We start from the raw sequence: 18346 nt of genomic DNA on the forward strand, positions 1-18346 counted from the left end.
GCCTATGTTGAGGTCCATCTGAACGCACCGGCACAGCTCTCTTTGCCACTGTATCTTCCTGACGACGAAACCTTCGCGAGTTTCTGGCCGGGTGATAATCCTTCCCTACTTGCTGCCCTCCAGAACGTACTGCGCCAGGAACACAGCGGGTATATTTATATCTGGTCACGTGAAGGGGCGGGTCGCAGCCACCTGTTACACGCCGCCTGCGCCGAGCTTTCCCAGCGCGGGGATGCCGTGGGCTACGTGCCGCTGGATAAACGCACCTGGTTTGTGCCGGAGGTGCTGGAGGGGATGGAACAGCTGGCGCTGGTCTGCATCGATAACATCGAGTGCGTCGCCGGGGATGAGCCCTGGGAAATGGCCATCTTTAATCTCTACAACCGGATCCTGGAATCAGGTAAAACCCGTCTGCTGATCACCGGGGATCGGCCGCCGCGGCAACTGAATCTTGGTCTGCCGGATCTCGCCTCGCGGCTTGACTGGGGGCAGATCTATAAGTTGCAGCCGCTGTCGGATGAAGACAAGCTGCAGGCCCTGCAGCTGCGTGCCAGACTGCGCGGCTTCGAGATGCCGGAGGACGTTTGCCGCTTCCTGCTGAAGCGGCTGGATCGCGAAATGCGCTCGCTGTTTATGACCCTCGATCAGCTGGATCATGCCTCGATTACCGCTCAGCGCAAGCTGACGATCCCCTTCGTGAAAGAGATCCTTAAACTCTAGTCCGCCTGCGGAGTCAGTTCCTCCTCCGTCAGCCCGGTCAACCGGGCGACCAGATCGCGCGCCAGGCCACTGTGTAGCATAGCGGCGGCGATACGCTGCGCCTCTTCCTTCCGGCCTTCCTGACGGCCCTGCGCCAGGCCCTGCGCCAGGCCCTGCGCCAGGCCCTGTTGTTCCAGATATTCCGCAATTGTCATCAACGTCTCCTTGTGCTGCGGCGTACGTAACGCCAGCTCGCGAATGAACTTGATCGGCTCTCGCGCGTTGCCTGCCTGCACCAGATAGTGCATCAGGGCTTGTACCTGCGATTCCGTCGCCAGACCAGTCAATAATAATTCGCTCAGCTTGTCGAGGAGCTGCGCCAGATCGCGTTGTCGAATATGTTTTTGCAGTAACTCCAGCGTCGCCATGCGCTGATGGGTGGCAATGTCGTCATCCGGAATGACGGTAATGTCCGCCAGCGGAAACGCCCCGTGATAAAGGTGGCCGGCCAGCTCCGGAGCGACGAATTCATCGAGCCAGCGCAGCGAGAACGGGTAGGGGCTCACCAGACCGTGGTAGAAGAGAACAGGGATCACCAGCGGCAGCCGATCGTGGCCGGCATCAAGGTGGCGCTGCATGGCGGCGATGGCGTAGCGCATCAGACGAAAGGCCATATGCCGATCGGGCGTGCTCTGGTGTTCGATAAGCGCATAAATATAGCCGTCTCCCGCCGTGGTTTTCAGGGAATACAGAATGTCGGCGTAAAAGGGACGCAGATCGTCTTCGACAAAATGCCCGGACTCGAGATGCAGCGTACGCAGATCGCACACCTTAAGCAGCGTCTCGGGCAGGTACAGCCGCAGAAAATCGCGGGCGGTATCAGGATGGGAGAGATAGCTCTTAAATACGGCATCATGAGGCGTTGAGGTTGGTTTTTTCATGTTCATCCGTCCAGTGGATTGAGCGATAGATGAACAGTAGCACTGCAAGGCGGGCGGGAGGGATTGGCGTGGAAGATCTGGAATCGGCTACGTAAAAAAGCGCCGCGATAGCGCGGCGCGGGTGGGTTAGCTTACGATCTCGAGGACCTGCTCCGGCGGTCGGCCAATACGAGCCTGGCCGCGGCTAACGACAATGGGGCGTTCGATAAGCTTAGGATTGGCGACCATCGCCTGTATCAGCGCCGCGTCGCTGAGCGCCGGGTCGGCAAGATTGAGCGATTTATACAGATCCTCTTTCTGGCGCATGAGCTCGCGGGGGCTCTCCATACCCAGCAGCTGCAGCAGTTGACGCAGCGTCCCGGCATCCGGTGGCGTCTCAAGATAAAGCACCACCTCAGGATCGATGCCGTGGCTCTTCAACAGGCTCAGCGTTTCGCGGCTCTTCGAGCAGCGTGGGTTATGGTAAATTTTTACCGCGTCGGTCATGGGGTCTCCTTACATTTTTTGGTAGGGGCGGAAGCGGGCCTGTAGCTCACGTAGCTGGTCGATGCGGGCATCGTAGCGGGCCTGCTGCAGACTACCGAGTTTCACTTGCGAGCTGGCGCTGCTGAGCAGGGAAATCGCCTGTTCCAGCTGGCCGACCAGCGCCATGCTTTCTGCCCGCGCCGCCAGCTCCTGGTCGCGATTGCCCAGGGCGCCTTCCGCCTGAGCCAGCAGGTCCCAGCCGTTGCCATCCTCTTTATAGGTAAAGGTATAACGATTCAGGATGGTCGCCGCTTCCCCGGGCTGGCCACCCTGCAGCAGGGCGTTGGCCAGGTTCAACTGCAGCACCGGATTGGTGCGCAGCTCGCGGGCGTTTTTAAGGCGGTTGATGGCGTCGCCGGTTTTCTTCTGCCCGAGGTCGATATCGGTAGCCAGATCGAGATACCAGGGATTTTGCGGATCGGCGCTGAGCAGCGGCTGCAGCGTTTTGCGCGCCTGGTCAAAGTTGTTGCTTTCCATCGCCAGCAGGGCGCGGCCATACTGCGCGGCATGCTGCTGGCGGATATTGCCTTTATCCCAGGCGTTGAGCAGATCGGTGCCCAGCTTATTGTCGCCGTTGGTGTACATTCCGAGGGTACGCGCCTTCGCCAGATAGAAGTCCGCTGAGGACTGCACGACAACCGGGCGCATCTGGTTGGCGCGGTTACGGGCATCGGCAAGCCGGCTTTCCGGCAGGGGGTGGGTGAGCAGCATTTCCGGCGGCCGTGTCGAGTAGCGCGACTCATCAAGCAGTTTACCCATAAACATCGGCATGGCCTGCGGGTCGAATCCCGAGCGTTGCAGAACCTGAATACCAATCCGGTCGGCCTCTTCTTCGTTCTGGCGGGTGAAGCTGATCATGCCCTGTTGGGTACCGGCCAGCGTCCCGGTCAGCGCCGCCATCCCGGCCTGCGGGCTGGCCATCGCCAGCAGAATTGAACCCAGCGCGCCGACCCAGGTCAGCGGCGCATTGCGCTTCTGATCTTCCATTGCGCGGGCAAGATGCCGCTGCGTAACGTGGGAAATTTCGTGCGCCATGACAGAGGCCAGTTCGCTCTCATTATCGGAATAGCGGAACAGGGCCGAGTGGAGGACCACATTGCCGCCGAAGAAGGCGAAGGCGTTGATTTGGTCGTTATTAATCAAATAGAAGTGGAACGGGGTGCGCACCGAATTCGCATGCGAGACCAGACGCATGCCCAGCCCGTTGATGTATTGCACCAGCAGAGGGTCGTTGATCAGCGGCGCGCTGCCGCGCAGCTGGCGGACGTAGTAATCCCCCATCTGCATTTCCTGACCAATCGACAGCGTGCTTCCTGCGGAGGTCCCCATGTCCGGCAGGGTATCTGCGGAGTCAGCAAAAGCAGGGCCTAACGAACCCAGCGTCAGCGACGCGATCACGGTCGCCACCAGCGTTTTCTTCAACTGCCTGAACATAACCTCTGTCCTGTAATGTGGGTGTGCCAGTTTGACCGATTGTGCGACGCAATGTTCCCTGGCCGCATCCCAGCGAGTTTAGCTGGCGTTAGACACATTGAAAATAGGTTCTTCACGGCGGAGACGGGTTTGTCTGCTGCGCATCAAAAAGCGAAGTCTTTTTTGTGACATTTCGATACAATTCCCCCGTTTGTCGCCGCTTTGCGCTTCAGGGAAGGTTTTATGCTCGAGATGTTAATGCAGTGGTACCGCCGTCGATTCAGCGACCCTGAGGCGATAGCGCTGCTGGTTATTTTGCTTGCCGGTTTCGGCATCATGTTCTTTTTCAGCGGCCTGCTGGCCCCGTTACTGGTGGCTATCGTGCTGGCCTATTTGCTGGAGTGGCCGACTGTGCGCCTGGAGCGCATCGGTCTGTCGCGCACCTGGGCGACCTCGCTGGTGCTGATCCTCTTCGTGGGCATCCTGCTGTTGCTGGCCTTCGTGGTGCTGCCGGTGGCCTGGCAGCAGGGGATCTACCTTATCCGCGATATGCCGGGCATGCTCAACAAGCTCTCTGATTTCGCCGCCACGCTGCCGCGGCGCTATCCGGCGTTAATGGATGCCGGCATCATCGATGCGATGGCGGAAAATATGCGCACCCGGATGCTGACGGTGGGCGACTCGGTGGTCAAGTATTCTCTCGCCTCGCTGGTGGGGCTGCTTACGCTGGCGGTCTATCTGGTGCTGGTGCCGCTGATGGTCTTCTTCCTGCTGAAGGATAAAGAGCAGATGCTCAACGCGGTACGCCGCGTGCTGCCGCGCAATCGCGGCCTGGCCGGGCAGGTATGGAAGGAGATGAACCAGCAAATCACCAACTACATTCGCGGTAAGGTGCTGGAGATGATTGTCGTCAGCGTCGCCACCTGGATAGGCTTCATCCTTTTCGGCCTCAACTACTCGCTGCTGTTGGCGGTGCTGGTGGGCTTCTCGGTGCTGATCCCCTATATTGGTGCATTTGTGGTGACCATTCCGGTGGTGGGGGTCGCGCTGTTTCAGTTTGGCGCGGGCACCGAGTTCTGGAGTCTGTTCGCGGTCTATTTGATTATTCAGGGGCTGGACGGCAACCTGCTGGTCCCGGTGCTGTTCTCGGAGGCGGTGAATCTGCACCCGCTGGTGATTATCCTGTCGGTGGTGATCTTTGGCGGTTTGTGGGGGTTCTGGGGCGTCTTCTTCGCCATTCCGCTGGCCACGTTGATTAAAGCGGTGGTGCATGCCTGGCCGGATGGCCTGGTGGTCGACGACGACTAAGGCATTGAGGATAAAAAAAGACGCCGGGCGAGGTTCTCTCACCCGGCGTCTTGCTTTGCATCAGGCGTTTTCTTTCAGCCAGTTCAGCACCACGTCGTGGTGATTGCTGGTTTTGAAGTCATCAAAGACGTGTTCGATTTTGCCATCGGCATCGACGAGGAAGCTGATACGGTGGATCCCGTCGTAGGTTTTCCCCATAAAGGATTTTTCGCCCCAGACGCCAAACTGCTCGCAAACCTGATGGTTTTCATCAGACAGCAGCGTAAAGTTCAGCAGCTCTTTTTCGGCGAAGCGGGAGAGCTTTTCCGGTTTATCGGTGCTGATGCCCAGCACTTCCACACCGGCTTTCTTCAGGTCGTCCATGTTGTCGCGCAAGCCGCACGCCTGGACGGTGCAGCCCGGGGTCATGGCCTTCGGGTAAAAATAAACCAGGACACGCTGTCCCTGGAAGTCGGTTAAATTTACTTCCTCGCCGTCCTGGTCCGGTAAGCTAAATTTCGGTGCAAGATCACCGGCTTTCAGTGGGGTCATGGGTTAAACTCCATCCTGTTCATCATGCTGTGAATAATTAACGATGTTAATACTGCCTTGTGCGTTGAGTTCTGTACATAGGGCTTTGAACGCTTGTTCGATATTTGCTGCATTTTGCGTCGCAGGACTGTGGGCAGTTATCTGAATAAAAAGCTGCGCGGAATCACCGTCTCCCGGCTGCGTGCGGGAAACCAGTTCCGCGATATTCATATTCCATGTATCGCACAGGGCAGTGAAGCGCTCGATGATATGCGGTGAGTCCGGCACCTCAACCTGGACCCAGACGGTGTTTGGCATGGCCTGCGGGGGGCGCGCGGTGGTGCGTTTCATCACGATCAACAGCTCCAGCTCCGCGCCTTTCAGCGGCAGGGTTGATTCGATCAGGTTAATCGCATTCCACGACCCGGAAAGCAGCATGATAAACGTAAACTCATCACCGAGCATGGCCAGCCGGCTGTCTTCGATATTACAACCGCAGCTGCTGACGTGGCGAGTGATCGTATTCACGATGCCGGGACGGTCAGCCCCCAGGGCGGTAATAACCAGATAGTGTTGTAATGAGGCTGTCAAACCTGTTCTTCCTTTAAAAAGGTGAGGTAACATTAGGAAAGCATAAAAAAAACCGCCATACAACATCCCTGATGGCGTCGGGTCTCTTGCTTTTATTGCAGCTCCAAACGTAACATTGAGAATCTTGTCGCACTTCTGCTCTGAGGATGGCCCATGTTCACGGGAAGTATTGTAGCGCTTGTCACGCCGATGGATGAAAACGGTAATGTCTGCCGGACAAGCCTGAAAAAACTGATTGATTACCATGTCGCCAACGGAACCTCGGCGATCGTTTCGGTAGGGACTACCGGTGAATCCGCAACGCTGAGCCATGAAGAGCACGGCGACGTGGTGATGATGACGCTGGAACTGGCTGACGGGCGTATCCCGGTGATCGCTGGAACGGGAGCCAATGCAACCGCAGAGGCGATTAGCCTGACCAAGCGTTTTAACGACAGCGGCGTTGTCGGCTGCCTGACGGTCACTCCTTATTATAACCGTCCTACCCAGGAAGGCCTGTTCCAGCACTTTAAAGCTATCGCCGAACATACTGACCTGCCGCAAATTCTGTATAATGTGCCGTCCCGTACCGGTTGCGATATGCTGCCGGAAACCGTTGGCCGTCTGGCGGAAATTAAAAATATTGTCGGTATTAAGGAAGCTACAGGGAACTTAAGTCGCGTTCACCAGATCAAAGAGCTGGTTTCAGACGACTTTATTCTGCTGAGCGGTGACGATGCGACCGGTATGGACTTCATGCAGCTCGGCGGCGTGGGCGTGATTTCCGTCACCGCCAACGTGGCGGCGCGCGAAATGGCCGACATGTGCCGTCTGGCGCTGGCGGGTCAATTTGCCGAAGCCCGGGCGATTAACCAGCGTCTGATGCCATTGCATACAAAATTATTTGTCGAACCCAATCCTATCCCGGTGAAATGGGGATGCAAGGCGTTGGGTCTTGTGGCGACCGATACGCTGCGCTTGCCGATGACGCCTATCACCGACCAGGGTCGTGAAGCCGTTACCGCCGCGCTGAAGCATGCCGGTTTGCTGTAAAGTTTAGGGAGATTTGATGGCTTACTCAGTACAGAAGTCGCGCCTGGCGAAGGTTGCGGGTGTTTCGCTGGTTCTACTCCTCGCGGCCTGTAGTTCCGACTCGCGCTATAAGCGTCAGGTGAGCGGTGATGAGGCCTATTTACAGGCGTCACCGTTGAGCGAACTTCACGCGCCGGCGGGGATGATCCTGCCGATTCAGGTGGGTGATTACAACATTCCGGTGGCCAACAGCACCGGCGCGGTCGGCAAGGCGCTGGACATTCGCCCGCCGGCGCAGCCGCTGGCATTGGTTAGCGGCGCCCGCACCCAGTTCAACGGCGATACCGCGACGCTGATGGTCGAGAACGGCCGCAGCGGTTCGCTGTGGGCGCAGGTTACCAGCATTCTTCAGTCGAAGAACTACGTTATCGCCAAGCGCGATGATGCGAGCCAGACGCTGAACACCGACTGGGTTGAGTGGAACCGTCTTGATGAAGATCAGCAGTATCGCGGTCGTTATCAAATCTCCGTCAAACCGCAGGGCTATCAGCAAGCGGTGGTGGTCAAGCTGGTGAATCTGGAGCAGGCGGGTAAACCGGTTGCCGATCCGGCGTCACTGCAGCGCTACAGCACCGCCATGCTGAACGTCATTTCGGAAGGCCTGGACATGAACGCCACCAGCGCCCAGAACGCCGCCCAGCGCAGCGCGGGCGCCACCTTCGACGTGCAGAGCGCTGCCGACGATACGGGTCTGCCGATGCTCGTTGTTCGCGCGCCGTTTAACATGGTGTGGCAGCGTCTGCCAGGCGCCCTCGAGAAAGTGGGGATGAAAGTGACCGACAGCACGCGCTCTCAGGGCAGCATGGCGCTGACCTACAAGCCGCTGTCTGACAGCAGCTGGCAGGAGCTGGGCGCACGCGACCCGCAGCTGGCCTCCGGTGACTACAAACTTCAGGTCGGCGACCTCGATAACCGCAGTAGCCTGCAGTTCATCGACCCGAAAGGCCACACCCTGACGCAGTCGCAAAATGACGCCCTGGTAGCCGTATTCCAGGCCGCATTTAACAAGTAATCGAAAGGGCTGGAGCAATCCGGCCCTTTTAATATATAGTGACGCAAACGTGTGCGTATACACATCATCCTTCAAATTGCCTCTTTGTTGGCCGCCTTCGTTCACCCCAGTCACTTACTTTTGTAAGCTCCTGGGGATTCGCTCAGTTGCCGCCTCGATGCACTTTGAATGATTTTGTGTATAGGTGGAAACGTATTTTTAGGCTCAATATCACTGGAGTAGTGAAAGATGAAAAAGCAAGCTGAGTTGTATCGTGGTAAGGCGAAGACAGTATACAGCACCGATAATCCGGACCTGCTGGTACTGGAATTCCGTAACGATACGTCAGCAGGTGATGGCGCGCGCATCGAGCAGTTCGATCGTAAAGGCATGGTGAATAACAAGTTCAACCACTTCATTATGAGCAAACTGGCAGAAGCGGGCATCCCTACCCAGATGGAAGCGCTGCTCTCCGATACCGAATGCCTGGTAAAAAAACTGGATATGGTGCCGGTGGAGTGCGTGGTGCGTAACCGTGCGGCAGGCTCGCTGGTAAAACGTTTAGGCATTGAAGAAGGAATCGAGCTGAATCCGCCGCTGTTCGATCTGTTCCTGAAAAACGATGCCATGCACGATCCGATGGTCAACGACTCCTATTGCGAAACCTTCGGCTGGGTGAGCAAAGAGAATCTGGCGCGGATGCGCGAGCTGACCTACAAAGCCAACGACGTGCTGAAAAAGCTGTTCGATGACGCCGGTCTGATTCTGGTGGACTTTAAGCTGGAGTTTGGTCTGTTCAAAGGCGAAGTGGTCCTGGGCGATGAGTTTTCGCCGGACGGCAGCCGCCTGTGGGACAAAAACACCCTCGATAAAATGGACAAAGACCGCTTCCGCCAGAGCCTTGGCGGCCTGATCGAAGCCTACGAAGAAGTGGCTCACCGTCTGGGCGTTAAGCTCGACTAACCCGCCCGCCGCCAGAAGATGGCCTCATCTTCTGGCGTCTCTTGCTGTTTCCTGTGGTAATCCTGCGCTGAACCGCCTACGATCTCTGCTATTGATACATAACAGGGAATGAGGTGCTTATGCGCTGGCAAGGGCGTCGCGAAAGCGACAATGTTGAAGATCGACGTGGACAATCAGGCTCGCCGTTTGGCGGCGGCGGGGGCGGCGGCTTCCGTCTGCCGAGCGGGAAGGGCGGCATTGTACTGCTGATTATTGTGCTGGTGGCGGGCTACTACGGCGTGGATTTGACCGGCATGTTGACCGGCGAACCGATGCCGCAGCAGCAGACCTCCACGCAGCGCTCCATCAGTCCGAAAGACGATGAAGCGGCGAAGTTTACTTCCGTCATTCTGGCCACCACCGAAGATACCTGGGGACCGATTTTTGAAAAGATGGGCCGCCAGTACCCTCAGCCAAAGCTGGTGCTCTACCGCGGCGCGACCCGTACCGGCTGCGGTACCGGCCAGTCGGTGATGGGGCCGTTCTACTGTCCTGCCGACAGTACGGTCTATATCGACCTGTCATTCTACGATGAGATGAAAAATAAACTGGGCGCCGATGGCGACTTTGCCCAGGGGTACGTCATTGCCCATGAAGTGGGTCATCACGCACAAAAACTGCTGGGCATTGAGCCGAAGGTTCGCCAGCAACAGCAGCATGCCACCGAGGCCGAAGCCAACCGGCTGTCGGTTAAGATGGAGCTACAGGCAGACTGCTTCGCCGGCGTCTGGGGGCATAATATGCAGCAGCAGGATATTCTGGAAACCGGCGATCTGCAGGAGGCGTTAAACGCCGCCGAGGCCATCGGCGACGACCGTCTGCAGCAGCAGAGCCAGGGGCGGGTGGTACCGGACAGCTTTACCCACGGAACGTCAAAACAGCGCTACACCTGGTTCAAACGCGGTTTCGACAGCGGCGACCCGGCACAGTGCAACACCTTCGGCAGCGCGCTGTAATCGCCCCTGATGATGGACGCGCTGCTTGACCTCACCGCGCAGATGGCGCGGGAGGGGATTCGCCGCCTGCTGGTGCTCAGCGGCGACGAGGCCTGGACGCTGCAGCAGGCGCAGGCGCTGCGGGAGCGGCTCGGCGGCAATGGCCTGTGGGTGGGCTCCGAGCCGGTTTCTGCCCCCGGCGTGGCGCCTGGCGCCCTGAAGACGCTGCTGGGGCGGGAAGTGATGCACGCCTTTTTCGATGCCCGGCGCGGGTTTGATGTGGCCGCCCTGGCGGCCCTGAGCGGTACGCTGCGGGCGGGAAGCTGGCTGGTGCTGCTGACGCCCTCTTTCGCCGACTGGCCGTCCCGGGTGGATGAGGACTCCCTGCGCTGGAGCGATACGCCCGACCCGATCTCTACCCCCAACTTTGTTCTCCGCTGCTGTCGGCAGTTTATCGCCGACCCCGAGGTGCTGCTCTGGCGGCAGTCGGACTCGCCGCGGCTCCCGCTGGCCGTCCGGCGCCCTGACTGGCATCCCGCCGATGGTCACCCGCTGGCCGAACAGGCGGCGATCCTTGGGCAATTATTGCGTCTACCGCCTGGTATCGCAGCAGTGACGGCTGAACGAGGGCGAGGGAAATCCGCCCTCGCGGGCATGCTGCTGCGCCAGCTCGCGGGTGAGGCCATCGTTACCGCCCCGACCCGCAGCGCCGTCGACGTGCTGGCGAGCTTTGCCGGCGAGGCGTTTCGCTTTATGGCTCCTGATGCGTTGCTGTCGTCGAAGGAAAAGGCGTCCTGGCTGATTGTCGATGAGGCCGCGGCTATACCGGCTCCGCTTCTCCGGCAGCTGGTTAGCCGTTTTCCCCGCACGCTACTTACCACGACGGTGCAGGGTTATGAGGGCACCGGTCGCGGGTTCCTGCTGAAATTTTGCGCCAGCCTGCCCTATCTGCAATTGTTCAGCCTGAGCGCGCCGATCCGCTGGGCCGCAGGCTGCCCGCTGGAGTCGGCCATCAGCCAGCTGCTGATCTTCAGCGATGAGGCATTTCGCGACGCGCCGACGGGGGAGGTAGTCCTGGAGGCGGTCAATCAGTCCAGCTGGCAAACGCAGCCGGCGCTGCCGGAAGCGATGTACCAGCTGTTATCCGGGGCGCATTACCGCACTTCTCCTCTCGATCTGCGGCGCATGATGGACGCTCCAGGCCAGGCTTTCCGCTGCGCTCGCGCCGGCGGTGCGGTGGCGGGCGCCCTGTGGCTGGTGGCCGAAGGGGGACTTTCTCCCGAACTCAGCCGGGCGGTGTGGGCGGGTTTTCGCCGGCCGCGGGGGAACCTGGTCGCCCAGTCGCTGGCGGCGCATGGCGGCACTCCCCTGGCGGCGACGCTGCGCGGGCTGCGGGTCAGTCGAATCGCCATCCACCCCGCCCGCCAGCGCGAAGGGCTTGGGCAGCAGATGATCGCCGATATCGCCGCCGATGCCGCAGGTTATGATTATCTCTCCGTCAGCTTTGGCTATACCCCTGAGCTGTGGCGCTTCTGGCAACGCTGTGGGTTTATTCTCGTGCGGCTGGGCACCCATCGCGAGGCCAGCAGCGGGTGCTATACCGCGATGGCTCTGTTCCCGCTGACTGCAGCAGGGCATCAGCTCGCGCAACGGGAGGCACAGCGGCTACAGCGTGATGAATACTGGCTGCGCCCGTGGCGGCAAGCGTCCGCGCCGCTGCCGGCCGTTTCAGGGGCTATGCTTAGTGATGAGGACTGGCTGGAAGCGGCGAGCTTTGCTTTCGCCCATCGCCCGCTGGCCGCGGCGCTGGGTTGCCTCAATCGCCTGCTGTTGCAGGTCGACATCCCGTTGCCGGCCCTGCGCGGGCGTCTGCAGGGGGAAGAAGAGGCCGAACTCTGCGCCGCGCTGCAGCTAACAGGGCGTAAAACCCTGCTGGCGAGATGGCGTCAGGAGGCCGCTGACGCCTTGCGCTTCCTCGATGCAGCGCGCGCCGAGGCGCTGCATCAGCAGGTGGCGAACCTGCAATTTTTTTAACTAACTCATTCAGTTAAATGGCATGGTCATATCTGGCGAGCGGCGTACACTGCCCGCATACACTAAGGAGACAGCCATGAAACACGATCATTTTATTGTTCAAAGCCCTGCGACGCCTGCGCAACAGCTGTTGCTGCTGTTTCATGGCGTGGGGGATAACCCGGTCTCCATGGGGCAAATTGGCAGCTGGTTCGCGCCGCAGTTTCCTGATGCGCTGATCGTGAGCATTGGCGGGGTGGAGCCTTGCGGTCCTGACGGTCGGCAGTGGTTTTCGGTGCAGGGAGTGACGGAAGAGAATCGTCAGCAGCGTATCGACGCCATTATGCCGACCTTTATTGAAATTGTGCGCTACTGGCAGGAAAAGAGCGGCATCAGCCCACTGGCCACCGCGCTGATCGGCTTCTCTCAGGGGGCGATCATGTCGCTGGAAAGCATCAAAGCAGCGCCGGATCTGGCTTCGCGGGTGATCGCCTTTAATGGCCGCTATGCGACGCTGCCGGTTACCGCAACGACGGCCACCACCATTCACCTGATCCACGGTGGTGACGATCGGGTTATCGATCTGGCGTGGGCGGTGTCGGCACAGGAGGCGCTGTTGCAGGCGGGGGGCGACGTGACCTTAGATATTGTGGACGATCTGGGGCATGCCATTGACGATCGCAGCATGCAGTTCGCGATCGAGCGACTGCGCTACACCGTGCCGAAGCACTATTTTGATGAGGCGCTGAGCGGCAGTACGCCGAAAGGGGACGATATCATCGAAATGCTGTAACCCCGGCGGGCGGGGTTACAGGCGGGCGCTACCGCGATAACGGCAAACTTACGGTTTCTTCGACTGGTCGTGCTTCGGCCAGTCGTCGTCATCGTCCCATTTATCGTTAAAATCACGGTGCGGCGGCAGATCGGGTTTGTTGTTGAGGAATTTTTTGTGGTCAACGCGGTTTAGATCTTTAATCACGTTGATAATTACCCCCACCAAAAAGACCAGCACCAGAATCCACCAGTGTTTAATAAGCCATTCCATGCGCGCTTCCTCTTTACGTCAGTACGTCAGGCGACCAGCTGTTCCATTACGCGTTGATACATCCGCGCCAGCAGCTGCAGGTCGGCGGCGTTCACACATTCATTAATTTTGTGAATTGTGGCGTTCACGGGGCCCAGCTCAACCACCTGCGCCCCCATGCGCGCGATAAACCGTCCGTCTGAGGTGCCGCCGTTGGTTAACAGCTGCGGTTTGATCTCATTATAGTGCTCAATGGCATTGACGACCGCATCCACCAGCTTGCCCCGTCCGGTAAGGAACGGCTGTCCGGAGAGCCACCACTCCACGCTGTAACGCAGCTGGTATTTTTCCAGCAGGGCGACCACCCGGGCTTTGATCGTCTCGTCAGTCAGTTCCGTACTGAAGCGGAAGTTGAACTGGACGAACATATCGCCAGGGATCACGTTGTTGCTGCCGGTACCGGACTGCACGTTGGCAATCTGCATGCTGGTCGGCGGGAAGTATTCATTGCCTTTATCCCACTCGATATTGACCAGCTCCGCCAGCATCGACGCGGCGCGATGGACGGGGTTATCGGCAAGGTGCGGATAGGCGACGTGGCCCTGTACGCCGTGAATGGTCAGGTTGCAGGTCAGCGAGCCGCGGCGGCCGTTTTTCACCACATCGCCGACCACTTCGGTACTGGAGGGTTCGCCGACCAGACAGTAGTCCAGACGCTCGTTACGCGCCATCAGCGTCTCCACCACTTTGACGGTGCCGTTTTTCGCGCTGGCCTCTTCATCAGAGGTGATCAAAAACGCCAGCCGGCCCCGATGGTTCGGGTACTGCGCGACAAAACGCTCTGCGGCAACCACCATCGCCGCCAGCGAGCCTTTCATATCCGCCGCCCCGCGGCCAAACAGCATCCCGTCGCGGATGGTGGGTTCGAACGGGGGGTTGATCCAGCGGTCGGCGTCGCCTGCCGGGACCACGTCGGTGTGGCCGGCGAAGGCCAGCGTCTCGCCGTGGCCGCGCCAGGCCCAGAAGTTCTGCGTATCGCCGAAATCCATCGGTTCAACGGTAAAGCCGATCGCACGCAGGCGTTCAATCATTAACGCCTGGCATCCCGCATCATCGGGGCTAAGGGAAGGGCGGCGAATAAGCTGCTGAGCCAGCTCAATGACCGGGCAAGACATAGACTATACCTCGTTAAACTGCTGATAACTTGCTTCACTAAAACCCAGCAGCATAGGACGACCGGGCGCGCAGAGCAATGGGCGTTTGATGATCGCCGGCATTTCCAGCATCAATGCGGCGGCGGCATCGGCATTATCGATGCTGTTGCGCAGCGATTCGTCCAGTTTGCGCCAGGTGGTGCCGCGGGTGTTCAGCAGCGCCTGCCAGCCCAGTTCGGCAATAAAGGTATCCAGTTGCGCGCGGTCGAGGCCATCGGTGCGGTAGTCATGGAAGCGATAGTCAATCTGATGTGCTTCCAGCCAGCGGCGGGCTTTTTTAATGGTATCGCAGTTTTTAATTCCGTACATGGTGAGCATAGATAAACCTTTAACATTCAATTAAGCGGTTAACTCAGATATTTCCGAATATATAAGCCTTGTTGAAATAATACGTGATTCAGATGAATAAATATAACCTTTTACCGGGTATCTCATGCAATGCGTTAGGGTGATTAAAATTCGCCCAGCCGCGGGCATGATGTGAGGGCATTAACAATATTACGAAAATGTTGCTTGATGGTGCTCTGTATCACATAATTTTTACATACGAGACGGCATAGTGGCGGCAACCAGAGGTTTTATCTCTGTCAGCGGTCCACAAGACAATCAGAGCAATAGGGGAGCACAACTTCCCATCAGCAATGAAGTTATATAGAATCGACCATAATAATAAGAGAGGCTATTATGATTGAACATGAACTGGGGAACTGGAAAGATTTTATTGAAGGCATGCTTCGTAAATAAATTTCCGCAATGTGAGCAGGGGAATAACGCGACGTAAATAAGCGCGCCATAGTTCTGAACACATAAAGAAGGCGACCATCCAGGTCGCCTTTTCTGTTATTACGGCTCGCCGCCCACGTCCGAGGGTTTATTGCGGACGCTCCTTCAGCGGAAAGCGGCGACGCACCAGCACAAAGAACAGCGGTACGAAAAAGATGGCCAGCACGGTGGCGGAGATCATCCCGCCCATCACCCCGGTGCCGACCGCATGCTGGCTGCCGGAACCGGCGCCGGTGCTGGTGGCCATCGGCAGCACGCCGAAGATAAACGCCAGCGAGGTCATCAGGATAGGGCGCAGGCGCTGACGGCAGGCCGACAGCGTGGCGCTGAGCAGATCCTGGCCTTTCTCGTTAAGCTCATTGGCGAACTCGACGATCAGAATGGCGTTTTTCGCCGACAGGCCGATCACCGTCAACAGGCCCACCTGAAAATAAACGTCATTCTCCAGGCCGCGCATCCAGGTCGCCAGCAGAGCGCCAATCACCCCGAGCGGAACCACCAGCATCACCGAGAACGGCACCGACCAGCTCTCGTACAGCGCCGCCAGGCACAGGAACACCACCAGCAGGGAAATCGCGTACAGGGCCGGCGCCTGAGCGCCGGAGAGGCGTTCCTGATAGGACATGGCGGTCCATTCGAGGCCAAAGCCGGTCGGCAGCTGCGCGGCCAGCTTCTCCATCATGTCCATCGCGGTACCGGTACTGATGCCCGGCGCCGCTTCACCGACGATCTCCACCGCCGAGTAGCCATTGTAGCGCTCCAGGCGCGGCGAACCGGTCTCCCAGTGCGAGGTGGCGAAGGCCGAGAACGGCACCATCGTGCCGCTGCTGTTGCGGACGTACCAGAGATTGATATCGTCAGGCAGCATCCGATATTTCGCCGCCGCCTGGACGTAGACTTTCTTCACCCTCCCGCGATCCATAAAGTCGTTGACGTAGCTCGACCCCCAGGCGGTTTGCAGCGTATCGTTGATGTCATCAATGGAGACGCCCAGCGCCTGAGCTTTACGCTGATCGATATCGACCTGCAGCTGCGGGCTGTCGTCGAGCCCGTTATGCCGGACGCGGGTCAACAGCGGGTTTTTAGCCGCCAGCTCAAGCAGCGTATCGCGCGCCGCCATCAGCGCATCGTGCCCCTTACCGGCGTGATCTTCCAGCTCCATGTCGAAGCCTGCCGAACTGCCGAGGCCGCTGATTGCCGGCGGGCTGCTGGCGATGACCCGGGCTTCGTTGATCTGATTAAACGCTTTGGTGGCGCGTTCAATAATGGCAAAGGAGGAGCCGGTTTGCGGATCGCGCTGGTCCCAGTCTTTGAGGCGCACAAACATGCGGGCTACGTTCTGCCCGTTGCCGCCGGGGCCGGAGCCAACGGTAGCAAACACTGACTCGACGTTCTGCTTCTCGTTATTGAGGAAGTAATCTTCCGCTTTCTGTACCACTTTCAGCGTCTGCTGTTGGGTGCTGCCGCTCGGCAACTGTACCGAGGTGGTGAACATCCCCCGATCCTCCAGCGGCAGGAACGAAGTGGGCAGATGCAGGAACAAGAACACCATCCCGCCGAGCAGGACGATGTAGATCAGCATCCAGCGCAGCGAGCGGTGAAGGATCTTGCCGACGAAAGTTTCATAGCGGCTGGCGCTGCGGTTAAAGGTGCGGTTGAACCAGCCGAAGAAGCCTTTTCGCTCATGGGATTCACCTGGTTTAATCGGCTTGAGCAGGGTAGCGCAAAGGGCCGGGGTGAGGATCATGGCCACCAGCACCGAGAGGACCATCGCCGCGACAATCGTAATAGAGAACTGGCGATAGATAGCGCCGGTGGTGCCGCCGAAGAAGGCCATCGGCACAAACACCGCCGACAGCACCATCGCGATCCCCACCAGCGCGCCCTGAATTTGTCCCATCGATTTGCGGGTGGCTTCCCGCGGCGACAGTCCTTCCTCGCTCATGATGCGCTCAACGTTCTCCACCACCACGATGGCGTCATCCACCAGCAGGCCGATCGCCAGCACCATCGCGAACATCGTCAGGGTGTTGATGCTGTAACCACAGGCATAGAGCACCGCGAAGGTGCCCATCAGCACCACCGGTACGGCGATGGTCGGGATCAGAGTGGCGCGGAAGTTCTGCAGGAAAAGATACATCACGAGGAAAACCAGCAGGATCGCCTCCAGCAGGGTTTTCACCACGTCGGTAATAGAAGCCTTCACGAAGGAGGTGGTCTCGTAGGCGACTTTATATTCCAGCCCGTGCGGGAAATACTGCGAGAGCTCATTGAGGCGAGCGATCACGCGCTCCGCGGTGGCCATTTCGTTGGCGCCGGAGGCGAGCTTAATTCCCAGGCCAGAGGCGGCCTGGCGATTGTAGCGGCTAAGATAGTCATACTTCTCCGCCCCCATCTCCACGGTAGCGACATCGCCGAGGGTCACCTCTGAGCCATCCTGATTGACGCGCAGGGTGATATTGCGGAACTGTTCGGGGGTTTGCAGCAGAGATTGCGCGTTGATGGTGGCGTTCAGCGCCTGCTTATCCACGGAAGGCGTGCCGCCGAGCTGGCCGACGGCAATCTGGGCGTTCTGCGAACTGATAGCGTCGGTAACATCCTTGGTGGTCAGCTGGAAGCTATTGAGCTTTGCCGGATCGAGCCAGATGCGCATTGAGTATTGCGAGCCGTAGGCGTCGATATCCCCCACGCCGTTGACGCGACTGAGCGGGTCCTGAATGTTACTGGCGACGTAGTCGGCGATATCCTGTTTATCCATACTGCCGTCGGTGGAGACGAAGGCGAGGGTCAGGATATTGGTATCGCCGGTCTTGCGTACCGTAACCCCCTGGTTTTGCACCGCCTGCGGCAGTTTACGCATCGCCGACTGCAGCTGGTTTTGCACCTGCTGTACCGCTTCGTCCGGGTCGGTACCGGCGGTAAAACTGAGGGTGATGGTCGCCTGGCCGGTGGCGCTGCTCTGGGATGACATATACATCAGGTTATCGAGGCCGGTCATATTCTGTTCGATAACCTGGGTGACGGTATTCTCCAGGGTTTGTGCGGAGGCGCCAGGATAGTTGGCTGTAACCCGTACATTCGGCGGGGCCAGATCGGGATACTGTTCAACTGGCAGCGACAAAATGGCAAGGGTGCCCGTCAGGCATAACAGGATTGCCAGCACCCACGCAAAAATGGGGCGATCGATAAAGAAATTCGCCATCAGAATGAAAACCTCATATGCACATGTTCTTGTTATTGCACAGCCTGTGCCACTTTAGCGCCAGCGCCTCCGGCAATCGTGGAGAAATTAAGGAGATAGTGTAATTTATCATGTTGCTTTTGCC

At 58.6% G+C, this 18346-nt stretch carries 19 protein-coding genes; 10 read left to right on the forward strand and 9 right to left on the reverse strand.

Annotated features, from left to right (window positions below):
- Positions 1 to 18 precede the first annotated feature (18 nt).
- A complete protein-coding gene (locus ACLH1I_RS00450) occupies positions 19 to 720 on the forward strand; it encodes a DnaA inactivator Hda (protein ID WP_020947395.1) in 702 nt (233 codons plus the stop codon).
- Here ACLH1I_RS00450 and ACLH1I_RS00455 read toward each other — a convergent pair.
- The 3 genes from ACLH1I_RS00455 to bepA all read right to left on the reverse strand — a co-directional run bounded on the left by ACLH1I_RS00455 (position 717) and on the right by bepA (position 3599).
- Positions 717 to 1640 (reverse strand): Rpn family recombination-promoting nuclease/putative transposase, encoded by a 924-nt coding sequence (locus ACLH1I_RS00455; RefSeq protein ID WP_065802927.1) that lies wholly within the window; start codon positions 1638 to 1640, stop codon positions 717 to 719. The two genes, ACLH1I_RS00450 and ACLH1I_RS00455, sit on opposite strands and share 4 nt — an antisense overlap.
- A 126-nt stretch (positions 1641 to 1766) precedes the next feature.
- Complete coding sequence (arsC, locus tag ACLH1I_RS00460) at positions 1767 to 2126, reverse strand: arsenate reductase (glutaredoxin) (protein WP_004201931.1); 360 nt, start codon at positions 2124 to 2126, stop codon at positions 1767 to 1769.
- A gap of 9 nt (positions 2127 to 2135) precedes the next feature.
- Positions 2136 to 3599, reverse strand: a complete 1464-nt coding sequence (bepA, locus tag ACLH1I_RS00465) for a beta-barrel assembly-enhancing protease (protein ID WP_004201932.1) — start codon at positions 3597 to 3599, stop codon at positions 2136 to 2138.
- 51 nt (positions 3600 to 3650) lie between these two features.
- On the opposite strand from bepA, the gene ACLH1I_RS00470 reads away from it, so the two are divergent.
- Both ACLH1I_RS00470 and ACLH1I_RS00475 read left to right on the forward strand, forming a co-directional pair.
- Positions 3651 to 3767 carry a hypothetical protein gene (locus tag ACLH1I_RS00470; protein WP_032425793.1) on the forward strand — a complete coding sequence of 39 codons (117 nt, stop codon included), beginning with the start codon at positions 3651 to 3653 and terminating at the stop codon, positions 3765 to 3767.
- A 54-nt stretch (positions 3768 to 3821) separates the two neighbouring features.
- Positions 3822 to 4886, forward strand: a complete 1065-nt coding sequence (locus ACLH1I_RS00475) for an AI-2E family transporter (protein ID WP_004201933.1) — start codon at positions 3822 to 3824, stop codon at positions 4884 to 4886.
- A gap of 60 nt (positions 4887 to 4946) precedes the next feature.
- Here the strand turns inward: ACLH1I_RS00475 and bcp are convergent, their stop codons facing one another.
- Both bcp and ACLH1I_RS00485 read right to left on the reverse strand, forming a co-directional pair.
- On the reverse strand, positions 4947 to 5417 hold the full coding sequence (bcp, locus tag ACLH1I_RS00480) for a thioredoxin-dependent thiol peroxidase (protein WP_004201935.1): 471 nt from the start codon (positions 5415 to 5417) through the stop codon (positions 4947 to 4949).
- A gap of 3 nt (positions 5418 to 5420) precedes the next feature.
- The gene (locus tag ACLH1I_RS00485; protein ID WP_002913804.1) at positions 5421 to 5987 is read right to left on the reverse strand and encodes a glycine cleavage system transcriptional repressor; all 567 of its coding nucleotides are present in this window, start codon (positions 5985 to 5987) and stop codon (positions 5421 to 5423) included.
- A 153-nt stretch (positions 5988 to 6140) separates the two neighbouring features.
- Here ACLH1I_RS00485 and dapA point away from each other — a divergent pair, with 153 nt between their 5' ends.
- The 6 genes from dapA (at position 6141) to ypfH (ending at position 12792) form a co-directional block, all read left to right on the forward strand.
- Positions 6141 to 7019, forward strand: coding sequence for a 4-hydroxy-tetrahydrodipicolinate synthase (gene dapA, locus ACLH1I_RS00490; RefSeq protein ID WP_017900447.1), 879 nt, complete (start codon positions 6141 to 6143; stop codon positions 7017 to 7019).
- Between the two features lie 16 nt (positions 7020 to 7035).
- Positions 7036 to 8070 (forward strand): outer membrane protein assembly factor BamC, encoded by a 1035-nt coding sequence (gene bamC, locus ACLH1I_RS00495; RefSeq protein ID WP_004201942.1) that lies wholly within the window; start codon positions 7036 to 7038, stop codon positions 8068 to 8070.
- Between the two features lie 228 nt (positions 8071 to 8298).
- Positions 8299 to 9012 carry a phosphoribosylaminoimidazolesuccinocarboxamide synthase gene (gene purC, locus ACLH1I_RS00500; RefSeq protein WP_002913801.1) on the forward strand — a complete coding sequence of 238 codons (714 nt, stop codon included), beginning with the start codon at positions 8299 to 8301 and terminating at the stop codon, positions 9010 to 9012.
- Positions 9013 to 9131: 119 nt separating this feature from the next.
- On the forward strand, positions 9132 to 10007 hold the full coding sequence (locus tag ACLH1I_RS00505; RefSeq protein WP_198079918.1) for a neutral zinc metallopeptidase: 876 nt from the start codon (positions 9132 to 9134) through the stop codon (positions 10005 to 10007).
- A 9-nt stretch (positions 10008 to 10016) separates the two neighbouring features.
- Positions 10017 to 12020: a tRNA(Met) cytidine acetyltransferase TmcA gene (locus tag ACLH1I_RS00510; RefSeq protein ID WP_151628841.1), complete on the forward strand. Its 2004-nt coding sequence runs from the start codon at positions 10017 to 10019 to the stop codon at positions 12018 to 12020.
- A 76-nt stretch (positions 12021 to 12096) separates the two neighbouring features.
- Positions 12097 to 12792 carry an esterase gene (gene ypfH / locus ACLH1I_RS00515; protein ID WP_004201952.1) on the forward strand — a complete coding sequence of 232 codons (696 nt, stop codon included), beginning with the start codon at positions 12097 to 12099 and terminating at the stop codon, positions 12790 to 12792.
- Positions 12793 to 12840: 48 nt separating this feature from the next.
- Here ypfH and ACLH1I_RS00520 read toward each other — a convergent pair whose 3' ends face one another.
- Genes ACLH1I_RS00520 through ACLH1I_RS00530 form a run of 3 tightly spaced genes read right to left on the reverse strand, consistent with a single transcriptional unit; the run spans position 12841 to position 14555 of the window.
- Positions 12841 to 13044 (reverse strand): YpfN family protein, encoded by a 204-nt coding sequence (locus ACLH1I_RS00520; RefSeq protein ID WP_002913768.1) that lies wholly within the window; start codon positions 13042 to 13044, stop codon positions 12841 to 12843.
- Between the two features lie 26 nt (positions 13045 to 13070).
- Positions 13071 to 14198 carry a succinyl-diaminopimelate desuccinylase gene (gene dapE, locus ACLH1I_RS00525; RefSeq protein WP_198079920.1) on the reverse strand — a complete coding sequence of 376 codons (1128 nt, stop codon included), beginning with the start codon at positions 14196 to 14198 and terminating at the stop codon, positions 13071 to 13073.
- Positions 14199 to 14201: 3 nt separating this feature from the next.
- Positions 14202 to 14555 (reverse strand): ArsC family reductase, encoded by a 354-nt coding sequence (locus ACLH1I_RS00530; protein ID WP_004201956.1) that lies wholly within the window; start codon positions 14553 to 14555, stop codon positions 14202 to 14204.
- Between the two features lie 366 nt (positions 14556 to 14921).
- Between ACLH1I_RS00530 and ypfM the strand changes: the two genes are divergently transcribed.
- Positions 14922 to 14981 carry a protein YpfM gene (ypfM, locus tag ACLH1I_RS00535; RefSeq protein ID WP_100181659.1) on the forward strand — a complete coding sequence of 20 codons (60 nt, stop codon included), beginning with the start codon at positions 14922 to 14924 and terminating at the stop codon, positions 14979 to 14981.
- A gap of 127 nt (positions 14982 to 15108) precedes the next feature.
- Here the strand turns inward: ypfM and acrD are convergent, their stop codons facing one another.
- On the reverse strand, positions 15109 to 18222 hold the full coding sequence (gene acrD, locus ACLH1I_RS00540; protein ID WP_017900450.1) for a multidrug efflux RND transporter permease AcrD: 3114 nt from the start codon (positions 18220 to 18222) through the stop codon (positions 15109 to 15111).
- Positions 18223 to 18346 lie beyond the last annotated feature (124 nt).

This window comes from Klebsiella sp. 1SOBk10mer, assembly GCF_046602535.1.
Classification (GTDB): Bacteria; Pseudomonadota; Gammaproteobacteria; order Enterobacterales; family Enterobacteriaceae; genus Klebsiella; species Klebsiella quasipneumoniae.

Excerpts from the sequence above, each read along its gene's own strand:
- bcp (WP_004201935.1), bottom strand. The coding sequence starts at position 5,417 with ATGACCCCACTGAAAGCCGGTGATCTTGCACCGAAATTTAGCTTACCG.
- ACLH1I_RS00520 (WP_002913768.1), bottom strand. The coding sequence starts at position 13,044 with ATGGAATGGCTTATTAAACACTGGTGGATTCTGGTGCTGGTCTTTTTG.
- ypfH (WP_004201952.1), top strand. The coding sequence starts at position 12,097 with ATGAAACACGATCATTTTATTGTTCAAAGCCCTGCGACGCCTGCGCAA.
- ACLH1I_RS00455 (WP_065802927.1), bottom strand. The coding sequence starts at position 1,640 with ATGAAAAAACCAACCTCAACGCCTCATGATGCCGTATTTAAGAGCTAT.
- ACLH1I_RS00530 (WP_004201956.1), bottom strand. The coding sequence starts at position 14,555 with ATGCTCACCATGTACGGAATTAAAAACTGCGATACCATTAAAAAAGCC.
- dapE (WP_198079920.1), bottom strand. The coding sequence starts at position 14,198 with ATGTCTTGCCCGGTCATTGAGCTGGCTCAGCAGCTTATTCGCCGCCCT.
- bepA (WP_004201932.1), bottom strand. The coding sequence starts at position 3,599 with ATGTTCAGGCAGTTGAAGAAAACGCTGGTGGCGACCGTGATCGCGTCG.
- acrD (WP_017900450.1), bottom strand. The coding sequence starts at position 18,222 with ATGGCGAATTTCTTTATCGATCGCCCCATTTTTGCGTGGGTGCTGGCA.
- bamC (WP_004201942.1), top strand. The coding sequence starts at position 7,036 with ATGGCTTACTCAGTACAGAAGTCGCGCCTGGCGAAGGTTGCGGGTGTT.
- ACLH1I_RS00475 (WP_004201933.1), top strand. The coding sequence starts at position 3,822 with ATGCTCGAGATGTTAATGCAGTGGTACCGCCGTCGATTCAGCGACCCT.
- arsC (WP_004201931.1), bottom strand. The coding sequence starts at position 2,126 with ATGACCGACGCGGTAAAAATTTACCATAACCCACGCTGCTCGAAGAGC.
- dapA (WP_017900447.1), top strand. The coding sequence starts at position 6,141 with ATGTTCACGGGAAGTATTGTAGCGCTTGTCACGCCGATGGATGAAAAC.
- ACLH1I_RS00470 (WP_032425793.1), top strand. The coding sequence starts at position 3,651 with ATGTTCCCTGGCCGCATCCCAGCGAGTTTAGCTGGCGTTAGACACATT.
- ACLH1I_RS00505 (WP_198079918.1), top strand. The coding sequence starts at position 9,132 with ATGCGCTGGCAAGGGCGTCGCGAAAGCGACAATGTTGAAGATCGACGT.
- purC (WP_002913801.1), top strand. The coding sequence starts at position 8,299 with ATGAAAAAGCAAGCTGAGTTGTATCGTGGTAAGGCGAAGACAGTATAC.
- ACLH1I_RS00510 (WP_151628841.1), top strand. The coding sequence starts at position 10,017 with ATGATGGACGCGCTGCTTGACCTCACCGCGCAGATGGCGCGGGAGGGG.